General features: G+C 71.0%; 14 protein-coding genes. 13 read left to right on the forward strand and 1 reads right to left on the reverse strand.

Annotated features, from left to right (window positions below; all coding sequences use genetic code 11):
• The first annotated feature begins 233 nt into the window (after positions 1-233).
• Both IE277_RS00570 and IE277_RS00575 read left to right on the forward strand, forming a co-directional pair.
• Positions 234-1,208 (forward strand): DUF4184 family protein, encoded by a 975-nt coding sequence (locus IE277_RS00570; protein WP_189947383.1) that lies wholly within the window; start codon positions 234-236, stop codon positions 1,206-1,208.
• Positions 1,209-1,369: 161 nt separating this feature from the next.
• The gene (locus tag IE277_RS00575; protein ID WP_189947385.1) at positions 1,370-1,522 is read left to right on the forward strand and encodes a hypothetical protein; all 153 of its coding nucleotides are present in this window, start codon (positions 1,370-1,372) and stop codon (positions 1,520-1,522) included.
• A 304-nt stretch (positions 1,523-1,826) separates the two neighbouring features.
• Here IE277_RS00575 and polA read toward each other — a convergent pair whose 3' ends face one another.
• Positions 1,827-4,553, reverse strand: coding sequence for a DNA polymerase I (polA, locus tag IE277_RS00580; RefSeq protein ID WP_189947386.1), 2,727 nt, complete (start codon positions 4,551-4,553; stop codon positions 1,827-1,829).
• A 271-nt stretch (positions 4,554-4,824) separates the two neighbouring features.
• Here polA and IE277_RS00585 point away from each other — a divergent pair, with 271 nt between their 5' ends.
• The 11 genes from IE277_RS00585 to IE277_RS00635 all read left to right on the forward strand — a co-directional run bounded on the left by IE277_RS00585 (position 4,825) and on the right by IE277_RS00635 (position 18,186).
• Positions 4,825-7,137 carry an FdhF/YdeP family oxidoreductase gene (locus IE277_RS00585; protein WP_189947388.1) on the forward strand — a complete coding sequence of 771 codons (2,313 nt, stop codon included), beginning with the start codon at positions 4,825-4,827 and terminating at the stop codon, positions 7,135-7,137.
• Positions 7,138-7,184: 47 nt separating this feature from the next.
• The gene (locus IE277_RS00590) at positions 7,185-7,649 is read left to right on the forward strand and encodes a hotdog fold thioesterase (RefSeq protein ID WP_189947390.1); all 465 of its coding nucleotides are present in this window, start codon (positions 7,185-7,187) and stop codon (positions 7,647-7,649) included.
• A 641-nt stretch (positions 7,650-8,290) separates the two neighbouring features.
• Positions 8,291-9,292, forward strand: a complete 1,002-nt coding sequence (locus IE277_RS00595) for a threonine ammonia-lyase (RefSeq protein ID WP_189947391.1) — start codon at positions 8,291-8,293, stop codon at positions 9,290-9,292.
• Positions 9,293-9,326: 34 nt separating this feature from the next.
• The gene (locus IE277_RS00600; protein WP_189947393.1) at positions 9,327-10,631 is read left to right on the forward strand and encodes a phenylacetate--CoA ligase family protein; all 1,305 of its coding nucleotides are present in this window, start codon (positions 9,327-9,329) and stop codon (positions 10,629-10,631) included.
• Complete coding sequence (locus IE277_RS00605) at positions 10,628-11,839, forward strand: aminotransferase class V-fold PLP-dependent enzyme (RefSeq protein ID WP_189947395.1); 1,212 nt, start codon at positions 10,628-10,630, stop codon at positions 11,837-11,839. The genes IE277_RS00600 and IE277_RS00605 overlap by 4 nt, the downstream gene beginning before the upstream one ends.
• Positions 11,836-13,344 carry an amino acid adenylation domain-containing protein gene (locus IE277_RS00610; RefSeq protein ID WP_189947397.1) on the forward strand — a complete coding sequence of 503 codons (1,509 nt, stop codon included), beginning with the start codon at positions 11,836-11,838 and terminating at the stop codon, positions 13,342-13,344. The genes IE277_RS00605 and IE277_RS00610 overlap by 4 nt, the downstream gene beginning before the upstream one ends.
• On the forward strand, positions 13,341-13,598 hold the full coding sequence (locus tag IE277_RS00615; RefSeq protein ID WP_189947398.1) for a phosphopantetheine-binding protein: 258 nt from the start codon (positions 13,341-13,343) through the stop codon (positions 13,596-13,598). Before IE277_RS00610 ends, IE277_RS00615 begins: the two co-directional genes overlap by 4 nt.
• Positions 13,595-14,620 (forward strand): TauD/TfdA family dioxygenase, encoded by a 1,026-nt coding sequence (locus IE277_RS00620; protein WP_189947400.1) that lies wholly within the window; start codon positions 13,595-13,597, stop codon positions 14,618-14,620. Before IE277_RS00615 ends, IE277_RS00620 begins: the two co-directional genes overlap by 4 nt.
• A gap of 70 nt (positions 14,621-14,690) precedes the next feature.
• Positions 14,691-15,668, forward strand: a complete 978-nt coding sequence (locus IE277_RS00625; RefSeq protein ID WP_189947402.1) for a DMT family transporter — start codon at positions 14,691-14,693, stop codon at positions 15,666-15,668.
• The gene (locus IE277_RS00630; protein ID WP_189947404.1) at positions 15,661-16,545 is read left to right on the forward strand and encodes a thioesterase II family protein; all 885 of its coding nucleotides are present in this window, start codon (positions 15,661-15,663) and stop codon (positions 16,543-16,545) included. The genes IE277_RS00625 and IE277_RS00630 overlap by 8 nt, the downstream gene beginning before the upstream one ends.
• Before the next feature lie 414 nt (positions 16,546-16,959).
• Positions 16,960-18,186, forward strand: coding sequence for a branched-chain amino acid ABC transporter substrate-binding protein (locus IE277_RS00635; protein ID WP_189947405.1), 1,227 nt, complete (start codon positions 16,960-16,962; stop codon positions 18,184-18,186).
• The last annotated feature ends 43 nt before the right edge of the window (positions 18,187-18,229 follow it).

An 18,229-nucleotide genomic window follows, 5' to 3' on the forward strand; every position in this document is an offset into this window, starting at 1 on the left:
TTGCGCCTGTGGCGTCCTTCCGTCCGTGCGATTCGTGTACGACCGTGCGATGGGCACGGCGACCCAGGTGACCCTACGGCAACTTGCTGTGCGTCGGGACCGGTTCCAGGCCGTTGTTCACCGGTTGGCCGACTCTGGTTGGCGCGAACGGCCCCGGGCCGGGGTTCCGCATACTGGACGGAACTGGATCAGCGGCCCGACGCCGCGTCCGACGACCGTTGCGGGGAGTTCTGTTGCCGTTCACGCTCAGCCATGCGGCAGCCGTCCTGCCCGCGGTACGCCGGGACGGGACCGGCCGCGGCCCGCTGGTGCCCGCGGTGCTCGTCGCGGGCTCCTTCGCGCCCGACATGACCTTCTACGCGGCGAACGTCCTGCCCGGCGGGATGGAGTTCGGCACGTTCACCCACGCGTTCGCCGGGGTCTTCACGGTGGACGTGCTCATCTCCTGGGCGCTGGTGGGGCTGTGGCTGCTCGTGCGCGAGCCGCTGACGGCGCTGCTGCCCCGGGGTCTGCAGGGACGGCCGGCCGTGCTGCTCCGCTGCGGTGCGCCACGCGCGCGTGTACGGGCCGTCTGCGTGGTGTGGTGGTACGTCTCCGCTGTGCTGGGTGCGCTGACGCATGTGGTGTGGGACGCGTTCACCCATGAGGGGCGGTGGGGGACCCGGCTGATTCCGGCCATCGAACGGGACCGTCCGGCGGGACTGCCGCTGTTCGCGTGGCTGCAGTACGGCTCGTCCGTGGTGGGCGTGGTCGTGATCGCGGTGTTCACCGCGCGTGCGCTGCGGCGCGGGCCGGGCGAAGAGGCGGTGGGCGGGCCGACGGGGGCTCCGCCGGGGGTTTCCCTGGGGGCTGCGCCGAGTGTGCCCATGCTGTCCGCGCGGGACCGGTGGGTCGCCGGGGTGGTGATCGGCGGTGCCGCGGCGGCCGGGGCGGTGCAGCGGGCGGCCCGTTCGTGGGCCGTCATGGGCGCGCCACGCAGGCTGTGGGACCTGGTGCCCGCGCTGTGCTTCGGGGCGGGGGCCGGGCTGGTCCTGGGGGTGGTGCTGTACGCCGCCGGGGTCAGGCTGTGGCGTCCGGACCGGGCTCCGGACGGCCCTGCGGGTCCCCGTGGTCCCGGTGGTCCCGGTGGTCCCGGTCTCCGTGATCCTGGTCCCGGTGATCGCCGTGGGGTGGTCGGTGCCGACCGGGAGCGGCCGGTCGGTCGGTGAGGGACACGACGAAGACCGTGAGCTTCGGCCGGGGGCGCGATCTCGGGATCGTGGTGAGCGCGAGGGCGAGGTAGCCGCGGGCGAGGTCGGCCCACTGGCGCCAGTCCGGGGCCTGGTGGCCCGTGGGGGCGGGCCGGCCGGTGAGTCCGTGCCGGAGGTCCGTGGCGGCTCTGCGGACGGTCGCGGACGCGTCGGCGGGGAAGCGGGCGGTGCTTGCGTCGGCCGCGAGGGCCGGGACCGGCGAGGCGGGCATGGCCTGCGCCGAGGCGGTGTCCGCCCAGGCCCGGGTGGCTGCCTCGGGCGTCCGGCGGTGAAGCATGCGTATACCCATGCTCGCAGTTTTGCGGCTGTGGGGGGTGGGGGGCGTTTTGGCGGGGGCCACGTGAGTGACGGTCCCTGCGGGGATTCGGCCGACGTTGCGTCGTGGGCGCCGGTGCGACGGCGCGGGGGCACGGCGGCACGGTGGTCCGCTGGTGCGGCGGCACGGTGGTCCGGTGGTCCGGTGGTGCGAGGGCGCGGTGGCGGTGCAGCCGAGCCTGGCCGCACCGCTCTCTCCGCTCAAACGCCGCACGCTCCCCACTCAAGCTCCGCACGCTCCCCCCGCTCAGGCGCCGCAGGCTAGTGCGCCGCCGACTCCCAGTCCGGGCCCACGCCGACCGAGACGTCCAACGGGGCGCGGAGCTGGACGGCGTTGGCCATCTCATGGCGGACGATGTCTTCCACGGCCGCGCGCTCGCCGGGGGCGATCTCCAGGACGATTTCGTCGTGGACCTGCAGGAGCATGCGGGACTTCAGGTCCGCTGCCCGCAGCGCGCTGTCCACCTTGAGCATGGCGATCTTGACGATGTCGGCCGCCGTGCCCTGGATGGGCGCGTTGAGGGCCATGCGCTCGGCCGCCTCGCGGCGCTGGCGGTTGTCGCTGTTGAGGTCGGGGAGATAGCGGCGGCGGCCGAAGAGTGTCGCCGTGTAGCCCGTCGCCCGCGCCTCGTCGACCGCGCGGCGCAGATAGTCCCGGACACCGCCGAAGCGCTCGAAGTAGGCGTCCATGAGGGCGCGTGCCTCCGCCGCCTCGATGTTCAGCTGCTGGGAGAGGCCGAAGGCGGAGAGGCCGTAGGCCAGGCCGTACGACATCGCCTTGATCTTGCGGCGCATCTCCGCGTCCACCGCCGCCGGCTCGACGCCGAACACCTGGGACGCGGCCGTGGTGTGCAGGTCCTCGCCGGAGGTGAAGGCCCGGATCAGGCCCTCGTCCTCGGAGAGGTGGGCCATCACGCGCAGCTCGATCTGGCTGTAGTCCGCGGTCATCAGGGACTCGAAGCCCTCGCCGACCACGAAGCCGCGGCGGATCGCCCGGCCCTCGTCCGTGCGGACCGGGATGTTCTGCAGGTTCGGGTCCGTGGAGGACAGCCGGCCGGTCGCGGCCACCGTCTGGTTGAAGGTGGTGTGGATACGGCCGTCGCCCGCGACGGTCTTGATCAGGCCCTCCACGGTGACGCGGAGCTTGGCCTGCTCCCGGTGGCGGAGCATGATCACCGGCAGTTCGTTGTCGGTCTGGGTGGCGAGCCAGGCCAGGGCGTCGGCGTCCGTGGTGTAGCCGGTCTTGGTCTTCTTCGTCCTGGGCAGGCCCAGCTCGCCGAAGAGCACCTCCTGGAGCTGCTTGGGCGAGCCCAGGTTGAATTCGTGGCCGGCGGCGGCGTGGGCCTCCTTCACGGCCTGCTGCACCGCGCCCGCGAAGGTCTGCTCCATCGCCTCCAGGTGCGCGCGCTCGGCCGCGATGCCGTGCCGCTCCATGCGGGCCAGCAGGACGGACGTGGGCAGCTCCATGTCGCGCAGCAGGTCCGCCGCGCCGACCTCCGCCAGGCGGGTCTCGAAGGCCCCGCCGAGGTCGAGGACCGCGCGGGCCTGGACCATCAGGGACTCGGCCTCGGCGCCGTCGTCGGTGCCGAAGGCCAGCTGGCCGTCGGCCGTGGCGGCGGGCGCCAGCTCGCGGTGCAGGTACTCCAAGGACAGCGCGTCCAGGTCGAAGGAACGGCGGCCCGGCTTGACCAGATAGGCGGCGAGCGCCGTGTCCATGGCCACGCCCTCGACGGTCCAGCCGTGCTCGGCGAAGACCCGCATGGCGCCCTTGGCGTTGTGGAACACCTTGGGGCGGCCGGCGTCGGCGAGCCACGCCGCGAACGCGTTCTCGTCGGCCTCGTCCAGCTCGGCCGGGTCGAACCAGGCGGCCGCTCCCCCGGCCGCGGCCAGGGCCACCTCGGCGACCGAGCCGGCGCCCAGCGCCCAGGTGTCGACCGTGGCGACGCCGAGGGGCTCGGCGCCGTGCTCGGCGAGCCAGGGGGCCAGCTCGCCGGTGCCCAGGGTGGTGCCGTCGATCTCCACACCGTCCGCCGCGACCGGCGTGGCCGCGGCCTCCTCGTCGCCGGGGTCGACGGCGAAGAGGCGCTCGCGCAGGGACGGGTTGCGGATCTCCAGGGTGTCCAGGACCATCGCGACGGCCGTGCGGTCGTACGGGGCCCGCTCCAGGTCGGGGACGGACCTCGGCAGCTCGACCTGGCGCTCCAGCTCGGTGAGGACCCGGTTGAGCTTGACCGACTCCAGGTGGTCGCGGAGGTTCTGCCCGGCCTTGCCCTTGACCTCCTCGACGCGCTCGACCAGCTCCGCGAAGGAGCCGAACTGGTTGATCCACTTCGCGGCGGTCTTCTCGCCGACGCCGGGGATGCCGGGGAGGTTGTCGGACGGGTCGCCGCGCAGGGCCGCGAAGTCGGGGTACTGGGCGGGCGTCAAGCCGTACTTCTCAAGAACCTTCTCCGGGGTGAACCGGGTCAGCTCCGAGACGCCCTTCGTCGGATAGAGCACGGTGACGTGGTCGGTGACCAGCTGGAAGGAGTCGCGGTCACCGGTGACGATCAGCACGTCGAAGCCCTCGGCCTCGGCCTGGGTGGCGAGGGTGGCGATGATGTCGTCCGCCTCGTACCCCTCGACGGCGAAGCGCGGGGCGTGCATGGCGTCGAGCAGCTCGCCGATCAGCTCGACCTGGCCCTTGAACTCGTCCGGGGTCTTGGAGCGGTTCGCCTTGTACTCGGTGAACCGCTCGGAGCGCCAGGTCTTGCGCGAGACGTCGAAGGCCACGGCGAAGTGCGTGGGCTCCTCGTCACGCAGGGTGTTGGCCAGCATCGACGCGAAGCCGTAGATCGCGTTCGTCGGCTGGCCGGTCGCGGTCGTGAAGTTCTCCGCGGGCAGCGCGAAGAACGCGCGGTAGGCCAGCGAGTGCCCGTCCATGAGCATCAGCCGGGGACGGGTACCGCCGGGGGTCTTGTCGGTCTTCTTCGATGCTGTCTCTGCCACGTCCCCGATCCTGCCACGCCGCACTGACACTCCGTTGCGGGGCAGCCGAAGGTCGCGGCTCGGTCACTCGGTGTGCGGGCGGTGTCGCCGCGGTGATCTCGGTGGGTTCGGCGCCGTCGACTGCCTCCGTCACGGCTGAGCACCGTTGCGGCGGCGACGAGGACCGGCGGGGACGGGGAGCGGATGGCGAAGAAGGCGACGGCACCGTTGTCGGTGGCGCGTGGGAGGATCGACCGTGCACAGGGCACACCCAGTCGAAGGGGAGCGGGCGATGGCGACGAAGCCGCCCAAGGGCGATCCGGTTCAGGACGCGCCGCAGGTCGCGGAGCCGAAGCACGCGGCCGCGGGGCTGCCCGCCATCGGGCACACGCTGCGTATCGCCCAGCAGCAGATGGGCGTGCGGCGCACGGCGCTGACGCTGCTGCGGGTGAACCAGAAGGACGGCTTCGACTGCCCCGGCTGCGCCTGGCCGGAGCCGGACCACCGGCACAAGGCGGAGTTCTGCGAGAACGGCGCGAAGGCGGTGGCCGAGGAGGCCACCCTGCGCCGCGTCACCCCGGAGTTCTTCGCCGCGCACTCCGTCGCCGGCCTGGCCGGCCGCAGCGGCTACTGGCTGGGCCAGCAGGGGCGGCTCACCCACCCCATGTACCTCGCCGAGGGCGGCACGCACTACGAGCCGGTCACCTGGGAGCGCGCCTTCGACATCGTCGCCGAGGAGATCGCCGCGCTCTCCTCCCCCGACGAGGCCGTCTTCTACACCTCGGGCCGCACCAGCAACGAGGCCGCGTTCCTGTACCAGCTCTTCGCGCGCGAGCTGGGCACGAACAACCTGCCGGACTGCTCGAACATGTGCCACGAGTCGTCCGGTTCGGCGCTCAACGAGACCCTCGGCGTCGGCAAGGGCAGCGTCCTGCTGGAGGACCTCTACCAGGCCGATCTGATCATCGTCGCCGGCCAGAACCCGGGGACGAACCATCCGCGCATGCTCTCCGCGCTGGAGAAGGCCAAGGCCGGCGGCGCGAGGATCATCAGCGTCAATCCGCTGCCCGAGGCGGGCCTGGAGCGGTTCAAGAACCCGCAGACGCCGCAGGGCATGCTGAAGGGCGCCGCCCTCACCGATCTGTTCCTGCAGATCCGCATCGGCGGCGACCAGGCGCTCTTCCGGCTGCTGAACAAGCTGATCCTGGAGACGGACGGCGCGGTCGACGAGGAGTTCGTGCGCGAACACACCCACGGCTTCGAGGAGTTCGCCGCGGCCGCGCGCGGCGCCGACTGGGACGAGACGCTCAGGGCGACGGGACTCACGCGCGCGGAGATCGAGCAGGCGCTCGGCATGGCGCTGGCCTCGAAGCGGACCATCGTCTGCTGGGCCATGGGCCTGACCCAGCACAAGCACGCCGTGCCGACCATCCGCGAGGTCGTCAACTTCCTGCTGCTGCGCGGCAACGTCGGCCGGCCGGGGGCGGGCGTGTGCCCGGTGCGCGGCCACTCGAACGTGCAGGGCGACCGCACGATGGGCATCTTCGAGCGGCCCGCACCGGCGTTCCTGGACGCGCTGGAGAAGGAGTTCGGGTTCGCGCCGCCGCGCGAGCACGGCTTCGATGTCGTACGGGCCATCCGCGCGCTGCGCGACGGCGAGGCGAAGGTGTTCTTCGCCATGGGCGGCAATTTCGTCTCCGCCTCGCCCGACACCGAGGTGACCGAGGCCGCGATGCGCCGCGCACGGTTGACGGTGCATGTGTCGACCAAGCTCAACCGCTCGCATGTCGTCACGGGCGCACGGGCGCTGATCCTGCCCACGCTGGGCCGCACCGAGCGGGATCTGCAGGGCGGCGGCGAGCAGTTCGTGACCGTCGAGGACTCGATGGGCATGGTGCACGCCTCGCGCGGGCGGCTCGCGCCGGCGAGCCCGCGACTGCGCTCCGAGCCCGCGATCGTCTGCGGCCTCGCGCGCCGGGTGCTCGGCGCGGACAGCGTCGTGCCGTGGGAGGAGTTCGAGAAGGACTACGCGACGATCCGTGACCGCATCGCGCGCGTGGTCCCCGGTTTCGAGGACTTCAACGCGCGCGTGGCCCGGCCGGGCGGCTTCACGCTGCCGCACGCCCCGCGTGACGAGCGCCGCTTCCCGACCGCCACGGGCAAGGCGAACTTCACGGCGGCGCCGGTGGAGTATCCCGAACTGCCCGAGGGACGGCTGCTGTTGCAGACCCTGCGCTCGCACGACCAGTACAACACCACCATCTACGGCCTGGACGACCGTTACCGGGGCATCAGGGGCGGCCGCCGGGTGGTGCTGGTGCACCCCGAGGACGCGCGGGCGCTCGGGTTCGCCGAGGGGGCGTACGTCGACCTGGTGAGCGAGTGGAAGGACGGCGTGGAGCGGCGGGCGCCCGGGTTCCGGGTCGTGCACTACCCGACGACCCGGGGGTGCGCGGCGGCGTACTACCCCGAGACGAACGTCCTGGTCCCGCTCGACGCGACCGCCGACACCAGCAACACCCCGGCCAGCAAGTCCGTCGTCGTACGACTTGAGGACCACGCGGGGAGCCCGGCGGGCCGTCTGGAACAATCGGCGGCCGACTGAGCGTTTGCTCAGCGAGCAGACAGGTGACGAAGGACGGAGCCGGGCCCATGGGTGAGCAGCAGCACGTGAAGTTCCCGCAGGAGATCATCGACGAGTACGCGGCACTCGGTGTGGACCTGCCCGCCCTGTTCTCGGCCGGACACCTGGGCACCCGCATGGGAGTGCAGGTCCTGGAGGCCTCGCCGGAGAAGGTCGTCGGGACGATGCCGGTGGAGGGCAACACCCAGCCGTACGGCCTGCTGCACGGCGGCGCCTCTGCGGTGCTGGCGGAGACCCTGGGCTCGGTCGGCTCCATGCTGCACGGCGGCAGCTCGAAGATCGCCGTCGGCGTGGACCTGAACTGCACGCACCACCGCGGGGTCCGCTCGGGCCTGGTGACCGGTGTGGCCACGCCGGTGCACCGGGGCCGTTCGACGGCGACGTACGAGATCGTGATCAGCGACGAGGAGGGCCGCCGGGTGTGCAGCGCCCGGCTGACCTGTCTGCTGCGGGACGTCGAGCAGGCGAGCTGACCCCACAGCGACCCACCGGCCGCACGCCCGCGCACCGACCCGAGCCGGTGTCCCGGTCGTCCGGCTGACGGCCTGTACCCGCGCGGTACAGGCCGTCTTCGCATGACCCGGCGGCGACGCACGACTGCGCAGATCCGTTCACCGCGAACCGGCCATTCCGTGGCGGCCGCCCGCCCTGCGCGGCGAGGCCGGCGGGCCGCGCGAACCGCGGCCCACCAGCGTCCGGCCGTATCCCCGCGGGCCGCCGCGCCCCGCCCGGAACCCGCCCGCGGCCACGGCCCTGCGCACACTTCCAGCCACTTGGCGCACACCGCGGGCGGCGAAACACCCCGGTTTTCCGATTTCCGCACGCCAACAGGCACCCTGTTCACGCCAACTGGCTATCCCGCACTCTTTTCCATGATCGTGAAATACGCGCGAAATAGTCCAGAAAACTTCGTCGGCACGGCACGACGACCGTCAATCATGAGCAAAACCGCAGGCCGGACCTTGCAGTTGACCGGTACACTGATTTAAGTTCCGATATACAGCGGCGGGTTGGAGTAGACTCGGCCTTCGACCGCGGTCAGCTATTTTTCAGCGAGACCAGTCTTCATCCGGACAGTCCACACCGAAAACGGTCAGGAAGATCTGGAGTGACGATGTCCCTTGAATCAGAATTACCCCTGGTCGGGATCAGTGAGATCGTGGCCGCCGGCCGGCGGTTCGGCGGGCTGATCCGCCGCACACCCGTACTGCCCCTGGACGGTGCCGTCACCGCGTCCGGCGGCCGGCCGCCGGAGCTGCTGCTCAAGTCCGAACACCTGCAACTGCTCGGCTCGTTCAAGATCCGCGGCGCCTACAACGCGGTCGCCTCGCTGCCGGAGGAGGTCCGGGCCCGAGGAGTGATCACCTTCTCCAGCGGCAATCACGGCAAGGCCGTCGCCCATGCCGCCGCCCTGCACGGTGTCAAGGCCACCGTGGTGATGCCGAGGACCGCTCCCGACGTGAAGGTCGACGGGGTGCGGGCACTCGGCGCCACCGTGGAGCTGGTACCCCCCGAGCGGCGGGACGTGTACCCCTACGAACTCGCCGAACGGACGGGTGCGCAGGTGGTGCACCCCTTCGACGCGCGGGACGTCATCGCCGGCCAGGGCACGGCCGGTCTTGAGATCCTGGAACAGACACCCGCCCTGTCCGCCGTGCTGGTGCCCGTCAGCGGGGGCGGGCTGATCAGCGGAGTGGCCGTCGCGATCAAGACGCTGCGCCCCGACGTCAAGGTCGTCGGCGTGGAACCCGAGCTGGCGGGAGACGCGGCGGCGAGCCTGCGCGCCGGCGAGCGTGCGGTCTGGCCCACCGAGGACGTGTACCGGACGCGGGCGGACGGCCTGCGCGCCACCTCGCTCGGCACCCTGCCGTGGGCTCACATACGTCGGCTCGTGGACGACATCGTGACCGTCTCGGAAGACGACATCGACCGTGCGCTGCACTGTCTCGCCTGTCACGGAAAGCAGGTCGTCGAGCCGTCGGGAGCTGTCGCCCCGGCGGCTTTTCTCTGTGGGCGCTACATCCCGCCGACCGGGGCGGGACCCGTGGTTGCCGTGGTGTCCGGCGGAAATGTGGATCCCGCGGTGATCGCGTCCGTGCTCGCCACACCGGTGTGAGCACGAAGCCCGTTTTCACTTCCTAGGGGGAAAAGTGCTGTCAGACATACGCGGGTCGCTCTCCGCGGCCTGCGCAGAAGCGGAATTCGCATACCGCTCCCTTTCTTTCTATCGAGAACTCATCGACCGGGCAGGTCTGGCGCCCTCGGGCCGACTGCACGTCGACGGACCGGACGCGTTCCGGAAGCTCCCGTTCACCAGCAAGGCGGATTTCCGGCGAGGCTTTCCCGCCCGCGTCGTCAATCACGAGGAATCCCTGCCGGAACTGACGTACACCAGCAGCAGTTCGGGGACCACCGGCGATCGGCTGGTCACCGTGGTGCACCGCCCCCTGCTGGCCGAGCGCATGGCCGTCACCGCCGCCGCGAACCCGCCCCTGAGCGAGCGGCTGCTCGGCGCGGCCCATCGCAAGGTGGCCCGCCTGGCCGCCCCGAACTGCTCGGACGTGGAATGCGCGACGCCGCTGTCCACCCTCGCCGACCGCACCCTGCCCGACGGCACGCTGGTGCTGTCCATCGCGCACGACGTGCTGGCCACTCCCCGGACGATGATCGACAAGATCTTCGACGAGCTGGCCGCCTACCGGCCGGCATGGCTCTACGCCGACCCCACCCACCTGGCCTTCCTCTGCGGGCAGATGCGCAGCCGGGGCCTGACCGCGCTGCCCGCCCGGGCCGTCGTCCTCACCTACTCGCTGCTCACCCACGCCGCACGCCGGATCATCACCGACGCGCTGCCCGAGGGGACACCGGTGGCCGAGGTCCTCTCCATGTCCGAGTTCGGCTGGCTCGGCATCGAATGCCCCGCCGGGGCACGCCATCTGAACGAGGAGACCTTCCACCACGAGATCCTCCTGGAGTCCGGCGACGAGGCCGGCCCCGGTGAGATCGGCGAACTCGTGATCACCAGCGTCGGGGACCAGCTCTCCCCGCACGTCCGCTACCGCACCGGGGATCTCGTCGAACCAGGCGGCCGATGTCCCTGCGGGGCCGCGGGACGCACCGTGGTCCACCACGGCCGCGCCTCGACGGGCCTCGTCGACGGCGCGGAGGGACGCCTGGTGACGGCTCGCCAGGCCGATGACGCGCTGGCCGACATCGCCGGCATCCGTCACTACCGGATCGACCAGGCAACGCCCGACAGCGCCATCTGCCGGATCATCACCGGCGAGGACGCTCCTGCCGACACCGTGCCGGCCGTACAGGACCGGCTGCGCGCCCTGCTCCCCCGTGTGCGGCGCGTGGAGGGCACCGCCGTCACCCACATCGAAGCGGAACGCTCGGGCAAGTTCAGCACCTGCTCCGGACCGGGCCGGGTACCCGAGGGAGTCCTGCTGTGACCACCGCCATGGACCTCCGCGCCGACTTCCCGGTCCTGCAGCGCACCGTGGACGCGGGCCCCCTCGTCTACCTCGACAACGCCGCCACCTCCCTCAAGCCGCGGTCGGTGATCGACGCGATGGCGCGCTACTACGACTCCGTCAGCGCCAACATCCACCGGGGCAAGCACATCCTGTCCGAGGAGGCGTCCGAACGCTATGAACAGGTGCGGGCCAGGATCGCCGCCCGCCTCGGAGTACCACCGCGCAACATCGTCTTCACCGCCAACGCCACCGACGGCATCAATCTGGTGGCCACCGGTCTGGCGCTCACGGACAGTGATCTCGTCGCGCTCCCGCTCGACGCGCACCACTCGGCTCAGCTTCCCTGGCGGGAACGGTGCCGCACGGCCTGGCTCGCGGCGAGCGAGCACGCCACCGTGGACGAGGAAGCCCTGCGTTCGGTGCTGGACCGCTCCCCCGAGGTCGTGGTCCTCACCGCCTGCTCCAACGTCACGGGACACACCGCCGACGTCGACCGGCTGGCCGCGCTCGCCCGCGAGGCGGGTGCCTGGACCGTGGTGGACGCGGCGCAACTGGCCGCGCACGGGCTGCCGCAGGTCGGGGAATCCGTCGACGCGCTGGCCTTCTCCGCGCACAAGATGCTCGGCCCCACCGGTATCGGTGTGCTGTACCTGAGCGACCGGTTGATCGAGGCGCTGACTCCGTCCCGGCTCGGCGGCGGCACCGTCGACTGGGCGGACGAGCACGAGTTCCGGCTGCGCCGCGCGCCCTACCGCTTCGAGCCGGGCACCCCGAACATCAGCGGTGTCTACGGACTGGGCGCCGCCCTGGAGTACCTGGACGCGATCGGCCCGGCCGAACTGGCCGCGCGCGACGCGTCTCTGGTCGACGCGCTGCTCCGGGAGGCGAAGGCCCGCCCCTATCTGACAGTCCTCGGCGGCCTGTCCGAGCAGAACCGGCTGCCCGTGCTGACGGTGACCCTGCGGGGCGTACCCGATCCGTCCGCGGTCGCCCGCGCGCTCAGCGACTCGTACGGAGTGATGTGCCGCTCCGGGTACTTCTGCGCCCAGCCGTACTTCGCGGCACACCGGCAGAGCGCGGGGCTGCGGATCGCGCCGTACCTGTACAACACCGAGGGCGAGATCGCGCACACCTTCGCGGCACTCGACGAGTTGCACCCGCTGCTGGCCCGAGGGGTGCGATGACACAGCACGCCGAGGAACTGTACGAGAGGTTCCGTGCCGTCGCCGCCGCCGCACCCGACCGGCCGGCGGTCATCGGCGCCGACGGCGAGCGGACGACCTACGGGGAACTGGCCGCCCTCGCCGACACCGCCGCCCGCGCCCTGAGCGCCCGTACGTCCGGTACGGACACGGTGGTGGCGGTGGAGGTCGAGCGCTCGCCGCGGCACCTCGCCGCCATGCTGGCCGGCTGGCGGCTCGGACTGGCCTACGTACCCGTACGCCACCACGAGACACCGGCGCGCCGCAGGCATGTGCTCCGCCAGCTCGGCGGGCGCGCGCTGCTCGTCTCGGGCGACGCCCGGACGGCCCGGATCAGCCGGGTGGATCCGCGTACGCACGGGGAGCTGTCCGACCCGCTGCGCTGGCCCACCGGCCAAGCCGCCTATCTGGTCTTCACGTCCGGCAGCACCGGCACGCCCAAGGGCACGGTGCTGTCCGTTGCGGGCTTCGCCAACCGGGTCGACTGGAGCCAGCGCGCCTACCCGCTCACCGGGGACGACGTCCTGCTGCAACACACCGCCGTCTCCTTCGACTTCGCGGTGTGGGAGACGACGGCGGCGCTGCTGCACGGAGCCACGCTGCTGCTCACCGAGGACGGTCCGTACGCGGACCCGGAGGAGGCCGTGCAGGCAGCGGTCCGGCACCGGGCCACCGTCGCCCACTTCGCGCCGTCCGTGCTGTCCCTGGTGGAGATGTCCGGGCTGCTGACGGACTGGACCTCCCTGCGGCTGCTGTACTCGGGCGGGGAACAACTGCAGGGCGCGGTGGCGGACCGGGTGCTGCGGCAGGCACCGCACACACGTCTGGTCAACCAGTACGGACCCGCCGAGACCTGCGTCGACTCCACCCACCACCCCTGCACGGCCCCGGTGGCCGAGGGGCCGGTGCCGATCGGGCAGGCCATCGACCGCACCCGGCTGTCCCTCCTCCCGGTCGACGGCCTCGGCTCCGACTCGGGCGAGCTGGTGATCTGCGGCCCCGGCGTCGCGTTCGGCTACCTCGACTCCGGCGAACCGGCCGGCGACCGCTTCGGCTACGGCCGGCACGGCCGTACCTTCCGCACCGGCGACCTGGTACGCCGGCTGCCCGGCGGCGACCTGGTCTTCCTGGGGCGCCGCGACGACCAGCTGAAGGTCGGCGGTGTCCGGGTGGAACTGGGCGAGATCGAGGCGGTGGCCGCCACCGTGCCCGGGGTGTCCGCGGCGATCGCCTGCGCGGTCGACGGGCCGGGCGGCCCGGTGATCGACCTCGTGGTGGAGAGCCACGGCGACACGCTGGACCTGCGGGAACTGCGCGCCGCCCTGGCGGAGCGGCTGATGGGGCCGGTGGCACCGCGCCGGCTGCGCGTCGTCCCCTCCCTGCCCCGCACGCCCGGCGGCAAGGTCGACCGGTCCCAGGCGCTCGGCCTGGCCCGTCCCGACAGCGAGAACACCACACCCGTACCTGTGAACGAGGAGACACGTTGAACCCCGCGAACAACGCCGTGACCGCGGACACCAAGGCCCGGGTCGGCCAGATCTGGACGGACGTGCTCGGCTGCCCGCCACCGGAAGGGGACCAGCACTTCTTCGAGGACCTGGGCGGCAACTCACTGCTGGCCTTCCAGGCGACCGTGCGGCTGCGCGAGGCACTGGGGCGGCACGTGCCGCTGAAGCTGCTGTTCACCGCGCCCCGGTTCACCGACTACACCGCCCGGCTCGACGAGGAGTGCGCCTCATGACCAGCCACGACCGCACGGTCGACGACGTCACTGCCGCGCTTGAGGACTGCACGACGCACGGGACGTTCCCGCTGATCGTCACCTCCGCCGGCGTCCGCGACGCACAAGGATGGGCCGCCCGGCACGCACAGCCGCTGCGGGCCGCGCTGCACCACCACGGAGCCGTGGTCCTGCGCGGTTTCCCGGTACCCGACGAGGGTGTCTTCCAGGAGGTCGTCGGCGCGCTGAGCGGCGGCACCTGGGCCGAGTACCAGGAACGGGCCACGCCCCGCTCCCATGTGTCGGGCGCCGTGTTCACCTCCACGGAGTACCCGGCCGACCGGTCGATCTTCGTGCACAACGAGAGCTCCCATGTGCTGCGCTGGCCGCGCCATCTGTACTTCTGGTGCGACACCCCCGCGGCCGAGGGCGGCGAGACGCCCGTCTGCGACACCCGGCGGGTGTACCGCGAACTCGACCCTGGGCTGCGCGACCGGTTCGCCGCCGAGGGCTGGATCTACCAGCGGAACTTCGGCACGGGCATCGGCTTCAGCTGGCAGTCGGTCTACGGGGTGGAGACCTTCGCCGAACTGGAGGAGTACTGCGCCCGCAACCACACGGCCGTACGCCGCGACGGGGACAACGTCCAGGTGCGTTACCGCCGTTGGGCGACCATGCGCCACCCTGACACGGGCGAGGACAGCTGGTTCAATCACGGTGTCTTCTTCAACCGCTGGAATCTCGAACCGGAGTTGCAGGAGTTCGCCGACGAACTCGGCGAGTCGGCACTGCCGTACAACACGCTGCACGGGGACGGCAGTCCGATCACCCGGGAGGTGATCGAGGAGATCCGTGCGGCCTACGACGCGGCGACGGTCGCCGAGCCCTACCAGGCCGGCGATGTGATGGTCGTGGACAACATCGCGGTCGCCCACGGCCGCAGGCCCTATCGGGGCAGGCGCCGGATCCTGGTCACCATGACCGATCCCACGGACGGCGCGGCCCTTGCGCCACCGGCCCTCGTGGCCACCCCCGGCTGGTAGGGAGCCGGAACCGGTGCGGGCCCGCACGGGCCCGCACCCTCAGGAGCGAGTACCGAAGGAAAGAGCTTTCGTGAACATCGTGCTGTACGCGGTGATCGTGCTGTTCTGGGGCACCACCTGGATCGGCATCAAGTTACAGCTGGGCAGTGTGGATCCGGCCGTGTCGGTCGCGTACCGCTTCCTGCTCGCCGCCCTCTGCATGTTCATCTGGACCGGTGTGCGCAAGCTGCCCATGCGCTTCCCCGTCCGCAGTCATCTGCGGCTCGCGCTGGTCGGACTGCTCATGTACTCGGTCAACTACGTGCTCTTCTACTACTGCTCCGAACACCTCGTCTCCGGACTGGTCTCGATCATCTTCTGCCTCTCGGTCGGCTTCAACATCCTCAACGGCCGGATCTTCCTGAAGCGGCCCATCTCCCGGACCGTGGTGCTCGGCGCGATCGCCGGTGTGGTGGGGCTCGCCATGGTGTTCGGCGACGACATCGCCCACACCAAGGCCTCGTCGGGCCTGCTGACCGGCGTCCTGCTCGGCCTCGGGGCGACCCTGCTGTTCTCGTTCGGCAACATCACGTCCTCGTGGAACCAGTCCCAAGGCGGCCTGCCCGTCGTGCAGTCCACGGCGTGGAGCATGCTGTACGGAGGGCTCTTCACGACCATCGGATGCCTGTTCGCGGGGAACTCGTTCACGGTCGAGCCGTCGTTCAAGTATGTGGCGGGCCTGGTGTATCTCTCGGTCTGCGGCTCGGCGATCGCCTTCGTCACCTACCTGACGCTGCTGTCGCGCATCGGCCCCGACCGCGCCGCCTTCGCCACGGTGGCGTTCCCGGTCGTCTCTCTCTCCCTCTCGACGGTCTTCGAGCACTACCGGTGGAACGCGCTGGCCGTGCTCGGCGTACTGGTCGTCCTCGTGGCCAACGCGTTCATCCTCGCCGGACCCCAACTGCGGGCCCTGCTGGGCAGGTTGTCCCCGGGCTCCGGCACACGGACGGCCGGCGCCGCGGCGGCGGAACATACCACCGCGACGGAGAACGGACCCAGCCGTGGCTGAGGCGGACGCGAAGGTGACGGGTACGGCGATGACGGGCGCGGCGATGACCGGCGCGGTGGTGCGGGACGGGGCGGTGACGGGCGTGCCGGACGCACGCCCGCCCGGCCACTCGAACGGCCGGGCGCCGGGCCGCTATTACCTGCTGCCCTACGCGGGCGGCGGCCCCGCGGCCTACCGTCCGCTGACCGACCACTGGGCCGCCCGGCCCGACGTGTCCCCGGCGGCGGTGCCGCTCGCCTGGGAGTCCGGGCGGTATCTCGACGGAGACGGAGACGGAGGCGGCCTGCGCGGCCTGGCCGACGACCTGGCCCGCCGGATCGCCGACGACCTGGCGCTGCGGCCGGTGGACTGCTACGGCCTCTTCGGGCACAGCATGGGTGCGCTCGTGGCGTACGAGACGACCGCCGCGCTGATCGGCCTCGGGTGTCCGTCACCCGCGGTCCTCGCCGTCTCCGGCCGGGTGGCGCCGCAGTACGGCTTCCGGCCGGCGGTCGATCTCGACCAGCCGGAGAGCACGGCGGAGTACCTCCGCTCCTGTGGCGGCGCACTGGCGCAGGCCGCCGAGGACCCCGAGTTCGTCGAACTCGTCCGCGAGCGGCTGCGGGACGATGTGCGGCTCGGCGCCGAGCACGCCCACCGGGGGCGACCGCCGCTGCCGGTGCGCGTTCTCGCCCTCGGCGGGCGCGACGACCCGCTGGCCGCCCATGAGGAGACGGCCGGGTGGCTGCGGCACGGTGTGGGCACCGGTGACCTGCGGCTCTTCCCGGGCGGCCACTGGTTCCTGTGGGATCACGTGCCGGCTGTGGCGGACGGGCTGACGGAGGTGCTGCGGGCCGCGCAGATCACGTACGAGGGAAAGTCGCTGCGAAATACATAAAAACTTCCCGGGCGTAACACTGCGTAATGCGCGCGCAATATGGATGAGCGGTTTCCATACGAGCCGCCTTTGCGCAAAGAGCATCACACCGGCCTGCGAAGCCGCTCACAGCAACCGGTCCAGGTAATCACCAAAACCCCCGAGACACCTGGAACGATCATGGGTGTACTGCAGGTTCTCATGATTCGGACGGGGCGAATCATCAGTAATTCCGGCGTTCTCCCCACGGTGTACCGCTCTGCATTACCTCGTGTCATAACAAGAGCGTCACAGCATCGGCCAGACTCTCCTCCACCTTCCCCACACACGCTTAGAGTCACGGCCAGTCACCGCGCCGTTGGTTTGTCAACTGCGGCCAGGCGTGCGGCTCGACCGTTTCCATCGGGATGCGGTTGTCCAGGGAAAGGACTGATCGTGCGTCAACGTTCGCTCATCGCCATCACCGCCGCGCTGGCGGCGGGTGCACTTACCCTCACCGCCTGCGGCTCGCGTGACAGCGGCGGCTCGGACTCCAAGGGCGGCACCACCGTCATCATCGGCGTCGACGCCCCGCTCACCGGCGATCTGTCCGCGATCGGCCTCGGCATCAAGAACTCGGTGGATCTCGCGGTCAAGCAGGCCAACAAGCAGAAGGCCGTCGACGGTGTGACCTTCCAGACGCAGGCACTGGACGACCAGGCGCAGCCGTCCTCCGGCCAGCAGAACGCCTCGAAACTGGTGTCGAACAAGGACGTCTACGGGGTCGTCGGCCCGCTCAACTCCAGCGTCGCCCAGTCCATGCAGAAGGTCTTCGACGACGCCAAGCTGGTCGAGGTATCCCCGGCCAACACCAACCCGACGCTCACCCAGGGTGACAACTGGCAGAAGAGCAAGGTCCGCACGTACAAGTCGTACTTCCGCACGGCGACCACGGATGCCATCCAGGGCCCGTTCGCCGCGCAGTACGTCTTCAACAAGTCCAAGAAGAAGAAGGTCTTCGTCATCGACGACAAGAAGACCTATGGCGCCGGCCTCGCCAGCACCTTCAGTGAGGAGTTCAAGAAGCTCGGCGGCTCCATCGTGGGCACCGAGCACATCAACCCCGACACCAAGGACTATTCGGCCGTCGCCACCAAGGTGAAGAACTCGGGCGCCGACGTCGTCTACTACGGTGGCGAATACCCGCAGGCCGGCCCGCTCAGCAAGCAGATCAAGGCCGCCGGCACCAAGGCGCCTCTGGTCAGCGGCGACGCCGTCTACGACCCCACCTACATCAAGCTCGCCGGCCCGGCCAGCAACGGCGACATGGTCACCTCCGTCGGCGCCCCGCTGGACCAGCTGCCCTCGGCCAAGGACTTCCTCGCCAACTACAAGGCCGGCGGCTACGCGCAGGAGTACGGCGCCTACGGCGGCTACGCCTACGACTCCGCCTGGGCGATCATCCAGGCCGTGAAGAAGGTGGTCGAGGACAACAGCGGCAAGCTGCCCTCCGACGCCCGCGCCAAGATCACCGCCGCCGTGCAGAACGTCTCCTTCGACGGCGTGACGGGCAAGGTCTCCTTCGACGAATACGGCGACACCACCAACAAGCAGCTCACCGTCTACTCCGTCCAGAGCGGCGCCTGGAAGACCGTGGAGTCCGGTACGTACAACGGCGGCTGAGACCGCCCTTCACCCGCACCACTCATGAGCCGCGCGGGGCGCT

This window comes from Streptomyces alanosinicus, assembly GCF_014650595.1.
GTDB lineage: Bacteria > Actinomycetota > Actinomycetes > Streptomycetales > Streptomycetaceae > Streptomyces > Streptomyces alanosinicus.